The sequence below is a fragment of the Pseudomonas sp. Sample_22 genome (genome assembly GCF_004307635.1).
GTDB lineage: Bacteria > Pseudomonadota > Gammaproteobacteria > Pseudomonadales > Pseudomonadaceae > Aquipseudomonas.
Genome location: NZ_RCNY01000010.1, coordinates 17,329 through 37,395 on the forward strand (window position 1 = coordinate 17,329; position 20,067 = coordinate 37,395).

Annotated in this window: 14 protein-coding genes; all 14 read left to right on the forward strand. The window is 60.0% G+C overall.

Annotation, left to right across the window (positions count from 1 at the left end; translation table 11 throughout):
• Positions 1-131 precede the first annotated feature (131 nt).
• The 14 genes from gluQRS to D8U73_RS01540 all read left to right on the forward strand — a co-directional run bounded on the left by gluQRS (position 132) and on the right by D8U73_RS01540 (position 20,043).
• Positions 132-1,028 (forward strand): tRNA glutamyl-Q(34) synthetase GluQRS, encoded by an 897-nt coding sequence (gene gluQRS, locus D8U73_RS01470; RefSeq protein ID WP_130903543.1) that lies wholly within the window; start codon positions 132-134, stop codon positions 1,026-1,028.
• Between the two features lie 77 nt (positions 1,029-1,105).
• Complete coding sequence (locus D8U73_RS01475; RefSeq protein ID WP_003176118.1) at positions 1,106-1,282, forward strand: hypothetical protein; 177 nt, start codon at positions 1,106-1,108, stop codon at positions 1,280-1,282.
• Positions 1,266-4,220 carry a sensor histidine kinase gene (locus tag D8U73_RS01480; protein ID WP_177434431.1) on the forward strand — a complete coding sequence of 985 codons (2,955 nt, stop codon included), beginning with the start codon at positions 1,266-1,268 and terminating at the stop codon, positions 4,218-4,220. The genes D8U73_RS01475 and D8U73_RS01480 overlap by 17 nt, the downstream gene beginning before the upstream one ends.
• Before the next feature lie 22 nt (positions 4,221-4,242).
• Positions 4,243-5,682 carry a sigma-54 dependent transcriptional regulator gene (locus tag D8U73_RS01485; RefSeq protein WP_056855622.1) on the forward strand — a complete coding sequence of 480 codons (1,440 nt, stop codon included), beginning with the start codon at positions 4,243-4,245 and terminating at the stop codon, positions 5,680-5,682.
• A gap of 745 nt (positions 5,683-6,427) precedes the next feature.
• Entirely contained in the window at positions 6,428-7,828 is a 1,401-nt protein-coding gene (locus tag D8U73_RS01495) for a polynucleotide adenylyltransferase PcnB (protein ID WP_056855623.1), read from the forward strand.
• A 3-nt stretch (positions 7,829-7,831) separates the two neighbouring features.
• Positions 7,832-8,317: a 2-amino-4-hydroxy-6-hydroxymethyldihydropteridine diphosphokinase gene (folK, locus tag D8U73_RS01500; RefSeq protein WP_130903545.1), complete on the forward strand. Its 486-nt coding sequence runs from the start codon at positions 7,832-7,834 to the stop codon at positions 8,315-8,317.
• Positions 8,318-8,678: 361 nt separating this feature from the next.
• Complete coding sequence (panB, locus tag D8U73_RS01505; RefSeq protein WP_130903546.1) at positions 8,679-9,479, forward strand: 3-methyl-2-oxobutanoate hydroxymethyltransferase; 801 nt, start codon at positions 8,679-8,681, stop codon at positions 9,477-9,479.
• Positions 9,476-10,336: a pantoate--beta-alanine ligase gene (panC, locus tag D8U73_RS01510; RefSeq protein WP_130903547.1), complete on the forward strand. Its 861-nt coding sequence runs from the start codon at positions 9,476-9,478 to the stop codon at positions 10,334-10,336. The genes panB and panC overlap by 4 nt, the downstream gene beginning before the upstream one ends.
• 362 nt (positions 10,337-10,698) lie before the next feature.
• Positions 10,699-12,363, forward strand: coding sequence for a glucose-6-phosphate isomerase (pgi, locus tag D8U73_RS01515; RefSeq protein ID WP_056855627.1), 1,665 nt, complete (start codon positions 10,699-10,701; stop codon positions 12,361-12,363).
• Between the two features lie 191 nt (positions 12,364-12,554).
• The gene (gene acs, locus D8U73_RS01520; protein WP_056855628.1) at positions 12,555-14,492 is read left to right on the forward strand and encodes an acetate--CoA ligase; all 1,938 of its coding nucleotides are present in this window, start codon (positions 12,555-12,557) and stop codon (positions 14,490-14,492) included.
• Between the two features lie 128 nt (positions 14,493-14,620).
• Complete coding sequence (locus tag D8U73_RS01525; RefSeq protein ID WP_056855629.1) at positions 14,621-15,493, forward strand: oxygenase MpaB family protein; 873 nt, start codon at positions 14,621-14,623, stop codon at positions 15,491-15,493.
• Positions 15,494-15,685: 192 nt separating this feature from the next.
• Complete coding sequence (locus tag D8U73_RS01530) at positions 15,686-16,702, forward strand: class I SAM-dependent methyltransferase (protein ID WP_056855630.1); 1,017 nt, start codon at positions 15,686-15,688, stop codon at positions 16,700-16,702.
• Positions 16,703-16,795: 93 nt separating this feature from the next.
• Entirely contained in the window at positions 16,796-19,747 is a 2,952-nt protein-coding gene (locus D8U73_RS01535) for a DUF748 domain-containing protein (RefSeq protein WP_056855631.1), read from the forward strand.
• Complete coding sequence (locus D8U73_RS01540; protein ID WP_056855632.1) at positions 19,747-20,043, forward strand: DUF2845 domain-containing protein; 297 nt, start codon at positions 19,747-19,749, stop codon at positions 20,041-20,043. The genes D8U73_RS01535 and D8U73_RS01540 overlap by 1 nt, the downstream gene beginning before the upstream one ends.
• Positions 20,044-20,067 lie beyond the last annotated feature (24 nt).

Consider the following 20,067-nt stretch of genomic DNA (forward strand, 5'->3'; position numbering starts at 1 on the left):
GCCTTCGGAATCGCCTTCGCGAGCAAGCTTCGCTCCTACAGAGACTGGCGATATCTCCTGTAGGAGCGAAGCTTGCTCGCGAAGGCCGCTCGAGCCATGCTCAAAACGATTGGACAGCCCGACATCGCTTTATGACCACCATCACCTCCCCCACCTACATCGGGCGCTTCGCCCCCACGCCAAGCGGCCATTTGCATTTTGGTTCGCTGGTCGCGGCACTGGCTTCTTACCTGGATGCGCGTGCGGTGGGTGGCCGTTGGCTGATGCGCATGGAAGACCTGGACCCGCCCCGTGAAGAACCCGGTGCCCAGGCCGCCATACTCAGGGCGCTGGAAAGTTACGGTTTCGAGTGGGATGGCGAACTGATTCGCCAGAGCGAGCGTCACGACGCCTACGCTGAAGTGCTCAATCGCCTGCTCAACCACGGCCTGGCCTACGCCTGTACGTGCTCGCGCAAACAATTGGAGCCGTATCACGGCATTTACCCCGGTTTGTGCCGCAACGCCGGGCATGGCACTGAAGACGCCGCAATCCGAATACGCGTTCCTGAACTGGATTACCACTTCATCGACCGCGTGCAAGGCGAGTTTCACCAACACCTGGGGCGGGACGTCGGTGACTTCGTCATTCGCCGCCGCGACGGACTCTACGCCTATCAATTGGCGGTGGTGCTGGACGATGCCTGGCAAGGCATTACCGACATCGTGCGTGGCGCCGACCTGCTCGACTCCACGCCGCGCCAGCTTTACTTGCAGGAACTGCTTGGCTTGCGCCAACCGCGGTACTTGCACATCCCGCTGATTACCCAGCCCGACGGCAACAAACTGGGCAAGTCCTACCGTTCGCCACCGCTGACGGAAGACCAGGCCACACCTTTGTTGCTGCGAGCCTTACGCGCACTGGGGCAAAACCCCGGCGCCGAACTGGTTCATGGCACACCACGGGAAGTGCTCGACTGGGGCATCGCCCACTGGGACGCCTCGCTGATCCCGCGCACACTGAGCCTTCCCGAGGCACAACTACAGTGATCATGCTTGCAGTGGCACGCCCATCCGTTACCATCGCCGCACGTTTTCGGGCACGCGGATAAAAAAGAGAGGCCGGGATGTACATCTATCGCTTGGTCCTGCTCCTGGTAGTGGGGATTTATCTGTTTTCCCCGGCCATCATGGATTGGTGGATCGACGCCACGGGCGCCTGGTATCGCCCTTATCTGCTTTGGCTGATCCTGATCGTCGTGACCTTCATCCTGCAGAGCCAAAAAGATGCCGATGAGCTTTAGCCTGACCCAGATGATCCTGATCAGCGCCGCGTACCTGGCGGTGCTGTTCGGCGTAGCCTGGATCAGCGAACGGGGCATGATCCCGCGGGCGATCATTCGCCATCCGCTCACCTACACCCTGTCGCTGGGCGTCTACGCCAGTGCCTGGGCGTTTTACGGCACGGTCGGCCTGGCCTATCAGTACGGCTACGGCTTCCTGTCCAGCTATCTCGGTGTTTCCGGCGCATTTCTGCTGGCGCCGGTGTTGCTGTATCCGATCCTGAAAATTACCCGTACTTATCAGCTGTCGTCCCTGGCGGACCTGTTTGCTTTCCGCTTTCGCAGCACCTGGGCTGGTGCGCTCACCACGATTTTCATGCTGGTCGGCGTATTGCCGCTGCTGGCGTTGCAGATTCAGGCGGTGGCGGACTCCATCGGCATCCTCACCCGCGAGCCGGTGCAGCATCGCGTGGCCCTGAGTTTCTGTGCGCTGATCACGCTGTTCACGATTTTCTTCGGCTCCCGACACATCGCCACCCGTGAGAAACATGAAGGGCTGGTGTTTGCGATTGCCTTCGAATCGGTGATCAAGCTGATTGCACTCGGTGGCGTCGGCCTGTATGCGCTGTACGGCGTATTCGATGGCCCGCAGCAACTCGAGCTTTGGCTGCTGCAAAACCAGACCGCTCTCGCCGCGCTTCACACGCCGCTGCAGGAAGGCCCGTGGCGAACCTTGCTGCTGGTGTTCTTCGCCTCCGCCATCGTGATGCCGCACATGTATCACATGACCTTTACCGAAAACCTCAACCCGCGCTCATTGGTGAGTGCAAGCTGGGGCTTGCCGCTGTTCCTGCTGTTGATGAGCCTGGCAGTACCGTTGATTCTCTGGGCCGGCCTGAAACTCGGCGCCACCACCAACCCGGAATATTTCACCCTGGGCATTGGTATTGCCGCCAATAGCAAGGCGTTGGCGTTGCTGGCCTATATCGGCGGATTGTCCGCCGCCAGCGGCCTGATCATTGTCACTACGCTGGCGTTGTCGGGGATGGCGCTCAACCATCTGGTGCTGCCGCTCTATCAGCCGCCAGCCGAGGGCAACATCTACCGCTGGCTGAAGTGGACCCGCCGCGCCCTGATCGTCGCGATCATCATGGCCGGTTACGGCTTCTATCTGCTGCTGGGTGCCGAACAGGATCTGGCCAATCTCGGCATCGTCGCGTTCGTTGCCACCTTGCAGTTCCTGCCCGGCGTACTCTCGGTCCTTTACTGGCCGACCGCCAACCGCCGCGGCTTCATCGCCGGTTTGCTGGCGGGGATTCTGGTGTGGCTGGTGACCATGCTGTTGCCGTTGGTCGGCAATCTGCAAGGCTTCTACATTCCGCTGTTGAACATGATCTACGTACTGGACGACACCAGTTGGCACATGGCCGCAATCGCCTCGCTGGCCGCCAACGTGTTGATGTTCACCCTGATCTCGCTGTTCACCAACGCCAGCACCGAAGAAGCCAGCGCCGCCGAAGCTTGCGCCGTGGACAACGTGCGTCGCCCGCAACGCCGCGAACTGCATGCCGCCTCGCCACAGGAGTTCGCCACGCAACTGGCCAAACCGTTGGGCGCCAAAGCGGCACAGAAGGAAGTCGAACAGGCCCTGCGCGACCTCTATCTGCCCTTCGACGAGCGTCGACCTTACGCCTTGCGCCGCTTGCGTGACCGCATCGAGGCCAACCTCTCCGGTCTGATGGGGCCGAGCGTGGCCCAGGACATGGTCGAGACGTTCCTGCCTTACAAGGCGGGTGGCGAAAACTATGTCACCGAAGACATTCACTTCATCGAAAGCCGCCTCGAGGATTACCACTCGCGCCTGACCGGCCTGGCGGCTGAACTCGATGCCCTGCGCCGCTATCACCGCCAGACCCTGCAGGAGTTGCCGATGGGCGTCTGCTCGCTGGCCAAGGATCAGGAAATCCTCATGTGGAACAAAGCCATGGAGGAGCTGACCGGTATCGCCGCGCAGCGCGTGGTCGGTTCGCGCCTGAGTACGATCGCCGACCCATGGAAAGAACTGCTGCAAGGCTTCATCAACGTCCCCGACGAGCATTTGCACAAGCAGCACTTGGCCCTCGACGGCCAGACGCGCTGGCTCAACCTGCACAAAGCGGCGATCGACGAGCCGCTCGCGCCAGGCAACAGCGGCTTGGTGCTGCTGGTGGAAGACCTGACCGAAACCCAGATGCTCGAAGACAAACTGGTGCACTCCGAACGCCTGGCCAGCATCGGTCGACTGGCCGCCGGGGTAGCCCACGAAATCGGCAACCCGATCACCGGAATTGCTTGCCTGGCGCAAAACCTGCGCGAGGAGCGCGAAGAGGATGGCGAGCTCAAAGAAATCAGCGGGCAGATCCTCGAACAGACCAAACGTGTGTCGCGCATCGTGCAATCGCTGATGAGTTTTGCCCATGCGGGCAGCCACCAGCACAGCGACGAGCCCGTTTGTCTGGCGGAGGTCGCCCAGGACGCAATCGGTTTGCTGGCGCTGAACCGACGCAATTTCGAAGTGCAGTTCTACAACCTGTGCGACCCCGATCACTGGGTCGAAGGCGACCCGCAGCGGCTGGCGCAGGTATTGATCAATCTGCTTTCAAACGCCCGCGATGCCTCGCCTCCCGGCAGCGCAGTGCGGGTCAAGAGCGAAGCCGGCGAACACACGGTCGACCTGATCGTGGAAGACGAAGGCAGCGGTATCCCCTCGAGCATCATGGACCGATTGTTCGAACCCTTCTTCACCACCAAGGACCCGGGTGAAGGTACCGGTCTGGGCCTTGCACTGGTCTATTCCATCGTTGAAGAGCATTATGGACAAATCACCATCGACAGCCCGGCTGATGTTCAGAGCCAGCGCGGCACCCGTATACGGGTGACATTGCCGCGTCATGTCGAAGCGACGTCCGCTGTGAACTGAGACCGTCGAGAGTATCGAATCAATGCCGCACATTTTGATCGTCGAAGACGAAACAATTATCCGCTCCGCCTTGCGCCGCCTGCTGGAACGTAACCAGTATCAGGTCAGCGAAGCCGGTTCAGTGCAGGAAGCACAAGAACGCTTCACCATTCCCACGTTCGACCTGATCGTCAGTGACCTGCGTCTTCCGGGCGCCCCGGGCACCGAGCTGATCAAACTCGGCCAGGGCACTCCGGTGCTGATCATGACCAGTTACGCCAGCCTGCGCTCGGCGGTGGATTCGATGAAAATGGGCGCGGTGGATTACATCGCCAAGCCTTTCGATCACGACGAAATGCTCCAGGCCGTCGCGCGCATCCTGCGCGACCGCCAATCGTTGCAGACCAGCGGTGAACCGGTTGTCGGCAAAACCAGTAATGGCGCAGCCAAATCCGGCCCGGACAACAGCAACGGTGAAATCGGCATCATTGGCTCGTGCCCGCCGATGCAAGATCTGTACGGCAAGATCCGCAAAGTCGCACCGACCGATTCCAATGTCCTGATCCAGGGCGAATCCGGCACGGGTAAAGAATTGGTGGCGCGCGCCTTGCACAACCTCTCCAAGCGCGCCAAGGCACCGATGATCTCGGTGAACTGTGCGGCGATTCCGGAAAGCCTGATCGAGTCCGAATTGTTCGGCCACGAAAAAGGTGCGTTCACCGGCGCCAGCGCCGGGCGTGCAGGCCTGGTGGAAGCCGCTGATGGCGGTACGCTGTTCCTCGATGAAATCGGCGAGTTGCCACTGGAAGCCCAGGCTCGACTGCTGCGCGTGTTGCAGGAAGGCGAGATTCGCCGGGTCGGCTCGGTTCAGTCGCAGAAAGTCGATGTGCGCTTGATTGCCGCGACCCACCGCGACCTCAAGAGCCTGGCCAAGATCGGCCAGTTCCGTGAAGACTTGTACTACCGCCTGCACGTGATTGCGCTGAAATTGCCCGCCTTGCGCGAGCGAGGTGCCGACGTCAACGAAATCGCCAATGCCTTCCTGGCGCGGCAGAGCGCACGGATCAATCGTACCGACCTGAAATTCGCCCCGGACGCGGAGCAAGCCATTCGTCATTACTCATGGCCAGGCAACGTGCGTGAGCTGGAGAACGCCGTCGAGCGCGCAGTCATTCTTTGTGAGAGCCCGGAAATCTCCGCCGAGCTGCTGGGCATCGATATCGAACTCGGTGATCTGGAAGACGACGAGTTCATCGGCCTGCCCCCGCAACAGGGCAGCGCCAGCACCGGTAACAACAATCATGAGCCGACCGAAGATTTGTCCCTGGAGGATTATTTCCAGCATTTCGTGCTCGAGCACCAGGACCACATGACCGAAACCGAACTGGCCCGCAAACTCGGGGTCAGCCGCAAGTGCCTGTGGGAACGCCGTCAGCGCCTGGGCATTCCACGGCGCAAAACCGGGGTGGCCAGCGAGAGCTGAACCGCAGCTACCTCATGTGCGGGTAACAGGTGACTTTGTGAAAAAACTGTTACCTCAGTTTTTTTCACGTAACAGAAGCCGGGGCTTACGGTAACGAAGCCCCGGCTTTTTTTGGCCTGCGCAAACCTCATCAGCACGCCTAACCCCTTGTTTTACTGGGTTTCACAAAAGTTGGCACGCACCCTGCTATATGTTTGGTACAAGAACAATAACAAGCAATGCACAAGACAATAAAAATAAGACGAATCGACTCACGCACAATAAAAACAAGACGGCGAGAGGCGCAGCTAACTGATTCTTTTGGAGAGGCGTTGTATTTGGGGCTTGCCCCACGACCAGGCCGAGAACAACAAAAACTGTCTTAAGACAGAGCCTGTACTGGTTGGATCGAGAGATCACTGCAATTCAGCGACCAAAGCAATCCGTTTGCTCTTGGCTCCCGATTGGGAGGGTCATGAAGGAAAGCTTCATGGCGAGGGCACTTAACAAAAACAAAAAGCCCGAAACCAATAACAAAAATAGAGCATGCAACTACTTCTTGGGGAGCTTCGGCTCCCCTTGTAGTTTCTGGCGTTTGGCGCCCTGCGCTCCCAGAGTCTGCCGCTATGCCTATTGCGTCCGCAGACAGCCCCTTCAAGCTCTTGCGCAGCTTCCTACACCATCCCCCGACTAAATGCTAGAATCCCCGCCCATCATGCGGTCATTCTTCTGTTTTGGCCGAACATTCCTTCAAACAGTGCATCCCATGCTGAAGAAGCTGTTCCAGTCATTCCGTACTCCCCTGCGTCGTACGCAACACATCCGCAGCACGCCTGAAGTGCTCAACAGCGGCCAACATTCGCTGCAAAAGGGGCAATTCAGCCGTTACGCGGTGAACATCGTCGAACGCCTGCAGGGCGCTGGCTACCAGGCGTATCTGGTTGGCGGCTGTGTGCGTGACATGCTGCTCGGCATTACGCCGAAAGACTTTGACGTTGCCACCAGTGCCACCCCTGAGCAGGTTCGGGCCGAATTCCGCAATGCGCGAATCATCGGTCGCCGGTTCAAACTGGTGCATATCCACTTTGGTCGCGAAATCATCGAAGTTGCGACCTTCCGCGCCAATCACCCGCAAAACGATGAAGAGGAAGACAACAATCAATCCTCGCGCAATGAAAGCGGGCGCATCCTGCGCGATAACGTGTATGGCACCCTGGAAGAAGACGCACAACGCCGCGACTTCACCATCAACGCCCTGTATTACGATCCGGTCAGCGAACGGATTCTCGATTACGCCAACGGCGTACACGACATTCGCAATCAATTGATCCGTCTGATCGGCGATCCGAAACAGCGCTACCAGGAAGACCCGGTGCGGATGTTGCGAGCCGTGCGTTTTGCCGCCAAGCTGAATTTCGGCATCGAAAAACACAGCGCTACGCCAATCCGCGACCTGGCACCGATGCTGCGCGAGATTCCATCGGCCCGTCTGTTCGAGGAAGTACTCAAGCTGTTCCTTTCCGGCCACGCCGCGGACACCTTCGAGATGCTGGTCGACCTGCAACTGTTCGATCCTCTGTTCCCGGCCAGTGCCGAGGCCCTGGAGTACAACCCGACTTACACCCATACGTTGATTAGCGAAGCGCTGATCAACACCGACCTGCGGATCAAGCAGAACAAACCGGTGACTCCGGCCTTCCTGTTTGCGGCGCTGCTCTGGCCAGCCTTGCCGGCTCGCGTCCTGCGCTTGCAGGAACGTGGGATGCCGCCGATTCCGGCGATGCAGGAAGCAGCCCACGAACTGATTGCCGAGCAATGCCAGCGCATCGCGATCCCGAAACGTTTCACCATGCCGATCCGCGAGATCTGGGACATGCAGGAACGCCTGCCCCGCCGCAGCGGCAAGCGCGCCGATCTGCTGCTGGACAACCCACGCTTCCGTGCCGGTTACGACTTCCTCTTGCTGCGCGAAAGCGCCGGCGAGCAGACCGATGGCCTGGGCGAATGGTGGACCGATTATCAGGATGCCAATGAAAGCGAACGTCGCGACATGATTCGCGACCTCAGCGGCAAGGACGAAGCTGGCGGCGCGCCGCGCAAGCGTCGTCGCAGCGGCGGCTCCAAGCGCAAACGCGCAGCGGGCGCTTCGAGTACCACGGGCGAGTAATCGATGGAACGCATCTACATCGGCATGGGCAGTAACCTGGCTGACCCGGCTGAACAATTGCGCAGCGCTGTTGAAGCGCTGGCGCAGCTGCCGCAATCGAAACTGGTCGGGGTTTCCGCCTTTTATCAAAGCGACTCGCTGCTCCCTGGCCAACCGCGTTACACCAATGCGGTGGCCGCCCTCGACAGCACGCTGGCGCCACTGGACCTGCTGGATGCCTTGCAAGCCATCGAAAACGGCCAGGGCCGCGAGCGACTGGAGCGATGGGGCCCGCGTACGCTGGACCTCGATATCCTGCTGTTCGGCGAGCGGTTGATCGATGAGCCGCGCCTGAAAGTGCCGCACTATCACATGCAGGAGCGGGCTTTCGTTCTATACCCGCTGGCCGAACTGGCGCCCGCGGATCTGCACCTGGCCGATGGCCGCACCCTCCGCGAACTGCTGGCCGCCTGCCCGTTCGTCGGACTTGAACGCCTGTCCCAAGATTGACGCAGCCCCCTGTAGGAGCGAGCCTGCTCGCGATGGCGATTGAACAATCACCAGGATTGTTGACTGACACGCCGCTATCGCGAGCAGGCTTGCTCCTTAATTGGGTTACTTTGCGTCCGGCAGTCTGCTGAAACGCATCAGTTACTTCGGTAACACCCCACCCGTAACAATGCGGTAACACACCGGATTGACTTCCCGAGTTCTCATCACGACTATAGGCGTCCCGCTGCCGCCAATGCGGCACACAAGGGCGCAATCCAGGCCTTATAAGCACGACAAAAGACCGTGCGCCTGAGTACATGACGAATCACGCGCGTTACTCGCAGTAGTTTCCATAGCGCCTGAACGAGGATTTTTTGACATGCCAGCCATCACCCTGACCACGCTCCAGAGCCTCAAGCAGAAAGGTGAGAAAATCACCATGCTGACCTGCTATGACGCGACCTTCGCCCACGCCTGCAATCAGGCTGGCGTCGAAGTACTGCTGGTGGGCGACTCACTCGGCATGGTTTTGCAGGGTCACGACAGCACCTTGCCGGTCACCACCGCCGAAATGGCTTACCACGTCGCCGCCGTCAAACGCGGTAACAGCGATGCGTTGATTCTCGCCGACCTGCCTTTCATGGCCTATGCCACCACCGAACAAGCCATGACCAACAGCGCCCTGTTGATGCAAGCGGGTGCGCACATGGTCAAGGTCGAAGGTGCATTGTGGCTGGCAGATTCCATTCGCCTGCTCGCCGAACGCGGTATCCCGGTTTGCGCGCATATGGGCCTGACCCCGCAATCGGTGAATATCCTTGGCGGCTACAAAGTCCAGGGCCGCAACGAAAACCAGGCACGGCAGATGCGCGCCGACGCAATTTCGCTGGAACAGGCCGGCGCAGCCATGCTGTTGCTCGAATGTGTGCCAAGCGAATTGGCCGAAGAAATCACTCAGGCCGTCAAGATTCCCGTGATTGGCATTGGCGCAGGCAACCGCACTGACGGCCAGGTACTGGTCCTGCACGACATGCTCGGCCTGTCGATCACTGGTCGCGTACCGAAGTTCGTGAAAAACTTCATGGCTGGCCAGGAAAGCATTCACGCGGCCTTGAGCGCCTACGTCAGCGAAGTCAAGGCAGCGACCTTCCCAGGCATCGAACACGGATTCTCTGCATGAACACCGTAAAAACCGTACGCGAACTGCGGGCCGCCGTGGCCCGCGCCCGCAGCGAAGGCAAGCGCATCGGCTTCGTGCCGACCATGGGCAACCTCCACAGCGGTCACGTTGCGCTGATCACCAAGGCCACCCAGCGGGTGGATTTCGTGGTCGCGAGCATTTTCGTCAACCCGCTGCAGTTCGGCGCCGGCGAAGACCTCGACAAGTACCCGCGCACTCTCGCGGCGGATCAGGAAAAACTGCTCGAAGCTGGTTGCGATCTGTTGTTCGCACCCACCGTTGAAGAGATGTACCCCGAGGGCATGACCGGCCAGACCCGTGTCAGCGTCCCGCAGCTGTCCGAAGGCCTGTGCGGCGCCAGCCGTCCGGGACACTTCGAAGGCGTGGCGACGGTGGTCAGCAAACTGTTCAACATGGTCCAGCCGGACCTGGCGATTTTCGGCGAGAAAGACTTCCAGCAACTGGCGGTGATTCGCGCGCTGGTTCATGACCTGAACATGCCGATCCAGATCATCGGCGAGCCGACCGTCCGTGCGGCCGATGGATTGGCGCTGTCGTCGCGCAATGGTTTCCTCAGCGAAGAACAACGGGCCGTGGCGCCAGTGGTTTATCGCTCGCTGCGCGAGATTGCCGAGTCGATCAAGCAGGGTGAGCGGGATTTCCCGGCGCTGATCAATGCGCAGATCCAACAGCTTGAAGCTGCAGGCTTACGCACGGACTACCTGGAAATTCGCCACGCCCTGACCTTGCGCCCGGCAACGGCCGAGGATCGCGACCTGGTGATTCTGGTGGCGGCGTTCCTCGGGACGACGCGGTTGATCGACAACCTGCACCTGAATCTCGACACCCCCATCTAAACAGCACAAACCCTCTGTGAGAGCCAACCTGCTGGCGATCGTGAATGTTCAGTCACCCATGTTTTTTGACGGACACACCGCCATCGCCAGCAGGCTGGCTGCCACGAAGGCGATCTTCGCCAGTCCAAATTGCCTGATTCCAGACCTCTCCCCTTCCGTTTGTCGGACCGTTCCTAACCTTGATGTTAAAAAAGTACCGGAAACGGGTCAGACAAAGTCAAGACAGATCACTGCGCGGGGTTTACTGTAGTCGCCCTGCGCCATGAATTCGTGTCGACGCAGTTGACCGGACCGCCGACCCCTGGCGCTCCGGTATTTTTAGTGTTCAAAAGGCCGTTCAAGTAAAAAGGAAACCCGCAGCGATGGCGTATTACCGCACTCCTCACGACGTGACCGCTCTGCCCGCCTGGCAAGCGTTGAATGACCACCGCCAAGCCATGCAGGATTTCAGCATGCGCGAGGCTTTCAATGCCGACCCGCAGCGTTTTACCCAGTTCACCCTCAGCAGTTGCGGCCTGTTTCTCGACTATTCGAAGAACCTGATCAACGCCGAGACCCGCAACCTGCTGGTGGGTCTGGCCAATGCGGTCGACCTCCAGGGCGCGATCAAGTCGCTGTTCGACGGCGAAATCGTCAACGCCTCCGAAGGCCGCCCAGCCCTGCACACCGCGCTGCGCCGTCCGGTTGGCGACAAGCTGTCGGTCAACGGTGTCAATGTGATGCCCGAAGTGCACAAGGTGCTGAACCAGATCACCGATCTGGTGGGCCGCATCCATGACGGTCTGTGGCGCGGTTACTCCGAGAAGCCGATCACCGACGTGGTGAACATCGGTATCGGTGGCTCGTTCCTCGGCCCAGAGCTGGTATCCGAAGCCTTGCTGTCCTACGCGCAGAAAGGCGTGCGTTGCCACTATCTGGCAAACATCGACGGCAGCGAGTTCCACGAGCTGACCATGAAACTGCGCGCCGAGACCACGCTGTTCATCGTCTCGTCGAAATCCTTCAACACCCTTGAAACCCTGAAGAACGCCCAGGCCGCCCGCGCCTGGTACCTGGCCCAGGGTGGTTCGGAAGCCGAGTTGTATCGCCACTTCATCGCGGTTTCGAGCAACAATGCCGCCGCCGTGGCCTTCGGTATCCGCGAGGAAAACATTTTCCCGATGTGGGACTGGGTTGGCGGGCGTTACTCGCTGTGGTCTGCCATCGGTTTGCCGATTGCCCTGGCCATCGGCATGTCGAACTTCAAGGAATTGCTGTCCGGTGCCTACACCATGGACCAGCACTTCCAGAGCGCGCCGTTCGAACAGAACATGCCGGTGCTGCTGGCGTTGCTCGGCGTGTGGTACGGCAATTTCTGGGGCGCGCAGAGCCACGCAATCCTGCCTTACGACCACTACCTGCGGAACATCACCAAGCATTTGCAACAGCTGGACATGGAATCCAACGGCAAGAGCGTGCGCCAGGACGGTACGCCGGTTGCTACGGATACCGGGCCAGTGATCTGGGGCGGCGTCGGCTGCAACGGCCAGCATGCTTATCACCAGTTGCTGCACCAGGGCACCCAGCTGATTCCGGCCGACTTCATCGTGCCGATCGTCAGCTTCAACCCGGTGTCCGACCACCACCAGTGGCTGTACGCCAACTGCCTGTCGCAAAGCCAGGCGTTGATGCTGGGCAAGACACTGGCCGAGGCGCAAGCCGAGCTGCGTGAGAAAGGCATGAGTGAAGACGACGTGCAGAAACTCGCACCGCACAAGGTGATTCCGGGCAACCGTCCGAGCAACACCCTGGTGGTCGAACGCATCAGCCCGCGTCGCCTCGGCGCACTGGTGGCAATGTACGAACACAAAGTCTTCGTGCAGAGCGTGATCTGGGGCATCAACGCCTTCGACCAGTGGGGCGTGGAGCTGGGCAAGGAACTGGGCAAAGGCGTCTACAACCGCCTGGTCGGCAGCGAGGAAACCCCGGCTGACGACGCGTCCACCCAAGGCCTGATCAACTACTTCCGCGGGCGTCACCGCGGGTAATCCAGCCCCACATAGCTATCCCTGCAGGAGCGAGCCCGCTCGCGATTGCGGTCTGACAATCAACCTTTGCGTTGAATGTCATGCCCCATCGCGAGCAGGCTCGCTCCTGCAGTTGTTTTGGGTACGACTTGAACCCTTCGGTCTCTCGGCGCATCTTTATTCTTGTCGCACAACAAGAATAAGGAACCGTCATGTTCGATATCAGCACGTTCCCCAAGGCCGATGCCGTCCGCCGGGCTGCACAACTGAGTCAAGACGACTACCACCGCCTGTACCGCGAATCCATCGAACACCCCAGTACGTTCTGGGCCGAGCAAGCCACCCGCTTCCTCGACTGGAGCACGCCTTGGCACACCGTCCAGCGCTACGACCTGAAAACCGGTGAGGCCAATTGGTTTGCCGGCGCGAAACTCAACGTCAGCTACAACTGCATCGACCGTCACCTGGAAAAACGCGGTGATCAGATCGCGATCATCTGGGAAGGCGACGATCCGGCCGAATCCACCCAGATCACCTATAGAAAACTCCATCACAATGTCTGCCGCCTGGCCAACGTGCTTAAAAGCCGTGGCGTGAAGAAAGGCGACCGTGTGTGCATCTACATGCCGATGATTCCTGAAGCGGCCTACGCCATGCTCGCCTGCACGCGTATCGGTGCGGTGCACTCGGTGGTGTTCGGCGGTTTCTCCCCGGATTCGCTGCGCGACCGGATTCTCGATGCCGACTGTCGCACCGTGATCACCGCCGATGAAGGCGTGCGCGGTGGCAAATTCGTGCCGTTGAAACAGAATGTCGACAAAGCCCTGCAAAGCTGCCCGGACGTGAGCACCGTAGTGGTGGTCGAGCGCACACAGAATCAGGTGAATTGGGTCGAAGGCCGGGACATCTGGTATCACCAGGCATTGCGCGATGTCGGCGACGACTGCCCGCCCGAGCCGATGGACGCCGAAGATCCGTTGTTCATCCTGTACACCTCCGGCAGCACCGGCAAACCCAAAGGCGTGCTGCACACCACCGGCGGTTACCTGCTGCAAGCGGCGATGACCTTCAAGTACGTGCTGGACTACCGTGATGGCGAAGTGTTCTGGTGCACCGCCGATGTCGGCTGGGTGACGGGCCACAGCTACATTGTCTACGGGCCGTTGGCCAATGGTGCGACCACGTTGATCTTCGAGGGCGTGCCGAGCTACCCGAGCACTTCGCGCTTCTGGCAGGTGATCGACAAGCACAAAGTGAACATCTTCTACACAGCACCCACCGCTTTGCGCGCACTGATGCGTGAAGGTCCGCAACCGTTGAAGGAAACCTCCCGGGCCAGCGTCAGATTGCTCGGCACGGTCGGTGAGCCGATCAACCCGGAGGCGTGGGAGTGGTACTTTCATGCAGTCGGCGAAGAGCGCTGCCCGATTGTCGATACCTGGTGGCAGACCGAGACCGGCGGCATCATGCTCAGCCCGCTGGTGAGCGCGCAACGGATCAAACCCGGCTGCGCCACACAACCGATGTTTGGTGTGCAACCGGTATTGCTCGACGAACAAGGCAAGGAAATCAAGGGCGCCGGTAGCGGCGTGCTCGCCATAAAATCAAGCTGGCCGGCGCAGATCCGCAGCGTCTATGGCGATCCGCAACGGATGGTCGACACCTACTTCAAGCCCTACCCCGGCTATTACTTCACCGGTGACGGCGCCCGTCGTGACGAAGATGGCGATTACTGGATCACCGGGCGCATCGACGATGTGATCAACGTGTCCGGGCATCGCATCGGCACCGCCGAAGTGGAAAGTGCCCTGGTGCTGCACGACAGCATCGCCGAGGCCGCCGTGGTGGGTTACCCTCACGACGTCAAGGGCCAGGGCATCTACGCCTTCGTCACCCCCATGAACGGCGTCGAACCCGGCGACGAACTGAAGAAAGAATTGCTGGCGCTGGTCAGCAAGGAAATCGGCAGTTTCGCCAAACCGGATCTGATCCAGTGGGCACCCGCGTTGCCAAAAACCCGTTCGGGCAAGATCATGCGGCGCATTCTGCGCAAGATCGCCTGCAACGAACTCGACAGTCTGGGCGACACCTCGACCCTGGCCGACCCAAGCGTGGTGCAAGGCCTGATCGATAAACGCCTGAACCAATAACGCACTGCTGTCGGTAGGAGCAAAGCTTGCTCGCGATGAACGATAACGCGGTTCAACAGTAGATGGCGTGATCGTTCATCGCGGGCAAGCCATGCGCCCACAGAAAAACAGGAAATCACCGGGACACCATGGAATTCATCCGCACCCGCATTGAAACCCAGATCATGAGCCTGACCGGTCTATCCTTGGGCAAGCTCGATCTGGAGAACCCCAAGGGCGATCCCGGGCTGTTCGGGCCTGACTCCGTGAGCTGGCAAGTTCATGGTGACTTCAGCAGCATGCTCATCGGTGGCATCAGCGCGCTGATGCTTCAAGCTTTGCATCCGCTGGCCCTCGCCGGCGTCTGGGACCATTCGAATTTCCGCGAGGACATGCTCGGCCGATTACGCCGCACCGGGCAGTTCATTTCCGGCACCACGTTCGGCTCGCGACAGGATGCCGACTGGCTGATCGAAAAAGTCCGCACCATTCACCTGCAAATAACCGGCACTGCGCCTGACGGCCGCCCCTACGCCGCCAGCGATCCCGAGCTCTTGACCTGGGTGCATGTAGCCGAGGTCAGCAACTTCCTCGCCGCACATTTGCGCTATCGCAATCCACATCTGTCGCCGGAAGATCAGGACCGCTATTACGCTGAAATAGCGCGGGTGGCAGAACGCTTGGGTGCCCGGAATGTGCCGTGCTCACGGCAGGAAATTTCCGCATACCTTGAGCGCATTCGCCCGCAATTGCTGTGCGATGAGCGCAGTCGGGAAGTGTTGCGGCTGTTGTTGAATGCGCCATCCCCCAGCCGCCTCGCCAGGCCTTTCGGCGGATTGATGATGCAGGCCGGCATTGACCTGTTGCCGGACTGGGCCAGTGACATGCTGGGCGTCAGCCAAAACCCACTGCAACGCAAACTGATCCGCGCCAGCGTCAATCGCAGTGCGCCGATGTTGCGCTGGGCGGTACGCAATGGCTCGGTACAGCGGGCCAAGCGACGGATGGGCCTGCTGACTTGACCCCGGACTCTGTGGCGAGGGAGCTTGCTCCCGCAGGGCTGCGAAGCGGCCCCAAAACCCAGGGACATTTCGATTTTTTGCGAGCGCTGCGCACTCGAGCGGGAGCAAGCTCCCTCGCCACAGGCAAGCCCCTCATCCAAACTCCACAGTGTTAAACTCCCGCGCCAAATCACCTCCTGCAAGGCGCCCAGCATGTCTTCCTTGAACCAGGCGCTGCGCGCCGCCCTCGATCATCGCCAGGACCTGTTGGCCGAGCTGCACAGCCAGGGCACCGATTGCTATCGCCTGTTCCATGGCAGCCAGGAAGGCGCCGGTGGCCTGACCATCGATCGTTATGGTCCGCAGCTGATGGTGCAGAGCTTTCATCAATCGCTGGAACGCGAAGACCTGCTGAACCTGCACGAAACGATCAACAACCATCTGGGCCTTGAAACCCTGCTGGTCTACAACGACCGCTCCCGCGGCAACTCGCGCATCGACCGCGAAGACAGCGTCTACCGCGCGGAGGAAGCAGCGCTGCAAGATCTGGTCGGTCACGAGTGGGGCCTCAATTACCGCGTTCGCGGCCGTCACGCCGGGCAGGATCCGCTGCTGTTCCTCGACCTGCGCAATACCCGTGGCTGGGTCAAGGATCACAGCAAGAACAAAAGTGTACTGAACCTGTTTGCCTACACCTGCGGCGTTGGCCTCAGCGCAGCAGCCGGTGGCGCCCGCGAGGTGTGCAACCTGGACTTCGCCGAAGGCAACCTGGCGGTCGGTCGCGAAAACGGCATGCTCAACCCGCAGTTGCCGACCATGGCGTTCATCCAGTCCGATTATTTCCCGGCCATTCGCCAACTCGCCGGCCTGCCGATCAGCCAGCGTCGCGGGCAGAAGCTGCCGAGCTATCCGCGCCTGGAACAGCGCCAGTACGACCTGGTACTGCTCGACCCACCCGCCTGGGCCAAGAGCGCGTTCGGCACCGTCGACCTGCTGCGCGATTATCAGAGCCTGCTCAAACCCGCGCTGCTGACCACCGCCGACGACGGCGTGCTGATCTGCTGCAACAACCTGGCGAAAGTCAGCATGGACGATTGGCGTGAACAGGTTTTGCGTTGCGCCGAGAAAGCAGGACGGCCGGTGCGCGAGTGGACGGTCATGAAACCGGGTGCCGATTTCCCGTCCATGGACCAACAACCACCGCTGAAAACCCTGATCCTGCAGCTTTGATCCGTGTCAGATAAATCTGAAAAAAGCTGAACAGGCTGATTGCTTCGGAACCGGAATCGCGTGCCATACTCCAAGGCACTCCGATTCACACAGATGAAGCCACGCATGTACAAAGGATTGATTCGCGCCGTCGGCGCCTTGTTGACTGCTCTGGCCCTCTACAGTTTGCTGGGCTTCTTGATTTTGCCGGGCATTGCCCTGCGCATCGCCAACCAGCAATTGGCCAATTATTCCACGATGCCCGCCACGCTCCAGCGGATCGAACTCAACCCGTTCAGCCTCGAAGTCACGCTCTGGGGTCTGAGCATTGGCGAGCCCGGCAAAGAGCAAATCGGCTTCGAACGTCTATACGCCAATCTGCAACTCGACAGCCTGTGGACCAAGGCGCTGCATCTGTCGGATATCGAACTGGACAAGTCCAAGACCGAAATCCTCTTCAGCAAGGACGGCAAACTCAACCTGCTCGGGCTCTTCAAGATTCCGGCCAGCGAACCGACACCCGCCGACCCGGATGCCAAGCCGTTTCCGTTGCGCATCGAACGGATCAAGCTGGCTGGCGGTGCCGTGCACTTTGAGGATGCCCGGCCCAGCGAGCCCATCGAATTCATCTACGACTCACTCGATTTCGAGCTGAAAAACCTCAGCACCCTGCCCGAAGACAGCGCCGATATGACCCTGGTGGCCGTCGGCCCCAACGGCGGGCAAATCGACTGGACCGGTAACTTCAGCCTGATCCCGATTGCCTCCGAAGGTAAGCTGAAAATCACCGATGGCAAGATGAAAGCCTTCTGGCCCTATGTGCGCGATGCTGTCCCGCTGGACCTCGAAAGCGGTGTCATGAGCATCAGCACCGACTACAAGCTCAATCTGTCCAAGGAAACCGAACTGCTGCTGAGCAACGTCTCGGCCACCATCGCCCCCTTCGCGATCAAGGCGCCGGACGGTCGGCCGCTGGTCAGGCTTGAGCGTCTGGACGTCAGCGAAACCACCGTCGACCTGGCCAAGCAACAAGTGGTGGTCGGCAAGATTCGCAGCCACAAACTGGAAACCTGGGCCGCGCTGGAAGCCGATGGCCAGCTCGACTGGCAGAAACTGTTCGCCAGCCAGCCTTCCAAACCCGCCGCCAAAGCGAACGCCGAACCGACCAACACGCCCGCTGCCGCTGACTCGCCGAAAGCGGACCCCGTCCCGAGCAAGCCCTGGCAAGTGCTGCTCAATGACGTGCAACTGCGCAACTATCAAGTGCACCTGGCTGATCGCAAGGCTCAGCCCGCCGTGGCGCTGGAACTGGGGCCGCTGAATCTCGACCTGCAGAAATTCGACAGCCTCAATGGTTCACCCTTCCTGCTCAAGCTCGACACCGGTGTCGGCAAGCAAGGCAAGCTGATGGCCGATGGCGAGGTCAACCTGGCGCCGATCAGCGCCAGGCTGAATGTGCAGACCAAGGACATTGACCTGCGCGTCGCCCAGTCCTACATCAGCCCGTTCATTCGCCTGGAGTTGCGCAGCGGCATGCTCGGCAGCGATCTGGCGGTCAACCTGAAAAGCACCGAGCCGCTGGCTTTCAGCGTCACCGGTCGCGCCCAGGTCGATCAACTGCATACCCTCGACACCCTGAAAACCCGCGACTTCCTCAAGTGGCAGCAGGTGATGGTCGAAGGCCTGAATTATCAGCATGGCGACAGCCTGTCGATCGACAAGATCAACCTGCTGCAACCCTATGTACGCTTCATGATCAACGATGACCGCACCACCAACATCGATGACTTGTTGATCCCGCAACCCCCCGACACCGCCGCCAAACCTGCCGTCGCCAAACCCGCCGCCAGCAAAGACAAACCGCTGGGTATTCACATTGGCGGCATTGCCATCAATGACGGCTCGGCCAACTTCGCCGACTTCAGCCTGACGCCGAATTTCGCCACCGCCATCCAGCAGCTCAACGGCCAGATCGGCACCATTGACAGCCGCCAGGCGAAGCCGGCCAGTGTCGACGTCAAAGGCAAGGTCGACCGCTATGCACCGGTGACCATCAAAGGTGCGGTCAACCCGTTCGATCCGATGGCCAGCCTCGATATCGCTACCAGTTTCAAACGTGTGGAACTGACCACGCTGACGCCTTACTCCGGCAAGTTTGCCGGCTATCGCATCCGCAAGGGCCGGCTGAACCTCGACCTGCATTACCAAATCACCAAGGGCCAGCTGAAAGCCGAAAACAAAGTGGTGGTCGAACAGTTGCAACTGGGTGAAAAAGTCGACAGCCCCGACGCCGTCAGCCTGCCGCTGAAACTCGCAATTGCTCTGCTCAAGGATGTCGACGGCAAGATTTCCATCGAACTGCCAGTCACCGGCGATCTCAACAACCCGCAGTTCAGCGTCATGCCGATTGTCTGGCAGACCCTGCGCAACCTGATCGTCAAGGCCGCTGCCGCGCCGTTCAAACTGATTGGCGGTCTGGTCTCGGGGGGAGGTTCGGAAGATCTTGGCAGCGTGTCGTTCGCGCCCGGTTCCAGCGATCTGAGCAAGGATGCCGAAGGTGCCCTGGACAAACTGTCGAAGGCGCTCAAGGAACGTCCGGCCCTGCGCCTGGAAATCGAAGGTACGGCGGCGAAAAGCAGCGATGGTCCGCTGATCGCCGAGCAGCGTCTGGAGCGGGAATACCAATACAACTACTACAAAATGCTCCAGCGTCGAGGCGATAAAGTTCCGGCCCAAGCGTCGTTGCTGGATGTTCCGGACAGCGAAAAAGGGCCGTTGCTTGAAGGCATCTACCGCACACGCCTGAAAACCCAGCCACCGGCCGAATGGAAAGACCTGGGCAAGGAAGAACGCACAGCGAAGATGCGCGAAGGCGTCATTCAGTTCTGGAGCTCCAGCGATGTGCTGCTGCGTCAGTTGGGCCAGGACCGGGCCAGCAGCATCAAGGATTATCTGGTCGACAAAGGTCAGCTCGCCGATGACCGTGTGTACTTCATCGACGCACAGTTGGGCGAAGCCGAAAAAGACGGCAAGGTCGTCACGCCAATGCATCTGGACGCCGAGTGATGTACAAGCATCGCCTGCTAGCACTGGCGTTGACGGCAGCGGCGAGCCAGGCCTGGGCGGCGGATACTTTGCGCTGTGGCAGCCAACTGATCAGCGTCGGTGACCGGTCGAGCGAAGTACTGCAAAAATGCGGCGAACCGGTCGGTCGCGATTTGCTCGGTTACAAGCGCAGTGCCAATCGACGGGAAGAGTTCCAGGTCGAGGAATGGACTTACGGTCCGAATGGCGGGATGTACCAGTACTTGCGCTTTGAAGGAAATCGGCTGGTGCAGATCACCAGCAAGCGCGGGAATTAAGGCTGCCAATAGAACCCATGAAGG

Coding starts and splice junctions, on each gene's coding strand:
- pgi (WP_056855627.1), top strand. CDS start 10,699: ATGGCGTATTACCGCACTCCTCACGACGTGACCGCTCTGCCCGCCTGG.
- D8U73_RS01495 (WP_056855623.1), top strand. CDS start 6,428: ATGCTGAAGAAGCTGTTCCAGTCATTCCGTACTCCCCTGCGTCGTACG.
- D8U73_RS01485 (WP_056855622.1), top strand. CDS start 4,243: ATGCCGCACATTTTGATCGTCGAAGACGAAACAATTATCCGCTCCGCC.
- D8U73_RS01535 (WP_056855631.1), top strand. CDS start 16,796: ATGAAGCCACGCATGTACAAAGGATTGATTCGCGCCGTCGGCGCCTTG.
- gluQRS (WP_130903543.1), top strand. CDS start 132: ATGACCACCATCACCTCCCCCACCTACATCGGGCGCTTCGCCCCCACG.
- acs (WP_056855628.1), top strand. CDS start 12,555: ATGTTCGATATCAGCACGTTCCCCAAGGCCGATGCCGTCCGCCGGGCT.
- D8U73_RS01475 (WP_003176118.1), top strand. CDS start 1,106: ATGTACATCTATCGCTTGGTCCTGCTCCTGGTAGTGGGGATTTATCTG.
- panB (WP_130903546.1), top strand. CDS start 8,679: ATGCCAGCCATCACCCTGACCACGCTCCAGAGCCTCAAGCAGAAAGGT.
- D8U73_RS01525 (WP_056855629.1), top strand. CDS start 14,621: ATGGAATTCATCCGCACCCGCATTGAAACCCAGATCATGAGCCTGACC.
- D8U73_RS01480 (WP_177434431.1), top strand. CDS start 1,266: ATGCCGATGAGCTTTAGCCTGACCCAGATGATCCTGATCAGCGCCGCG.
- D8U73_RS01540 (WP_056855632.1), top strand. CDS start 19,747: ATGTACAAGCATCGCCTGCTAGCACTGGCGTTGACGGCAGCGGCGAGC.
- panC (WP_130903547.1), top strand. CDS start 9,476: ATGAACACCGTAAAAACCGTACGCGAACTGCGGGCCGCCGTGGCCCGC.
- D8U73_RS01530 (WP_056855630.1), top strand. CDS start 15,686: ATGTCTTCCTTGAACCAGGCGCTGCGCGCCGCCCTCGATCATCGCCAG.
- folK (WP_130903545.1), top strand. CDS start 7,832: ATGGAACGCATCTACATCGGCATGGGCAGTAACCTGGCTGACCCGGCT.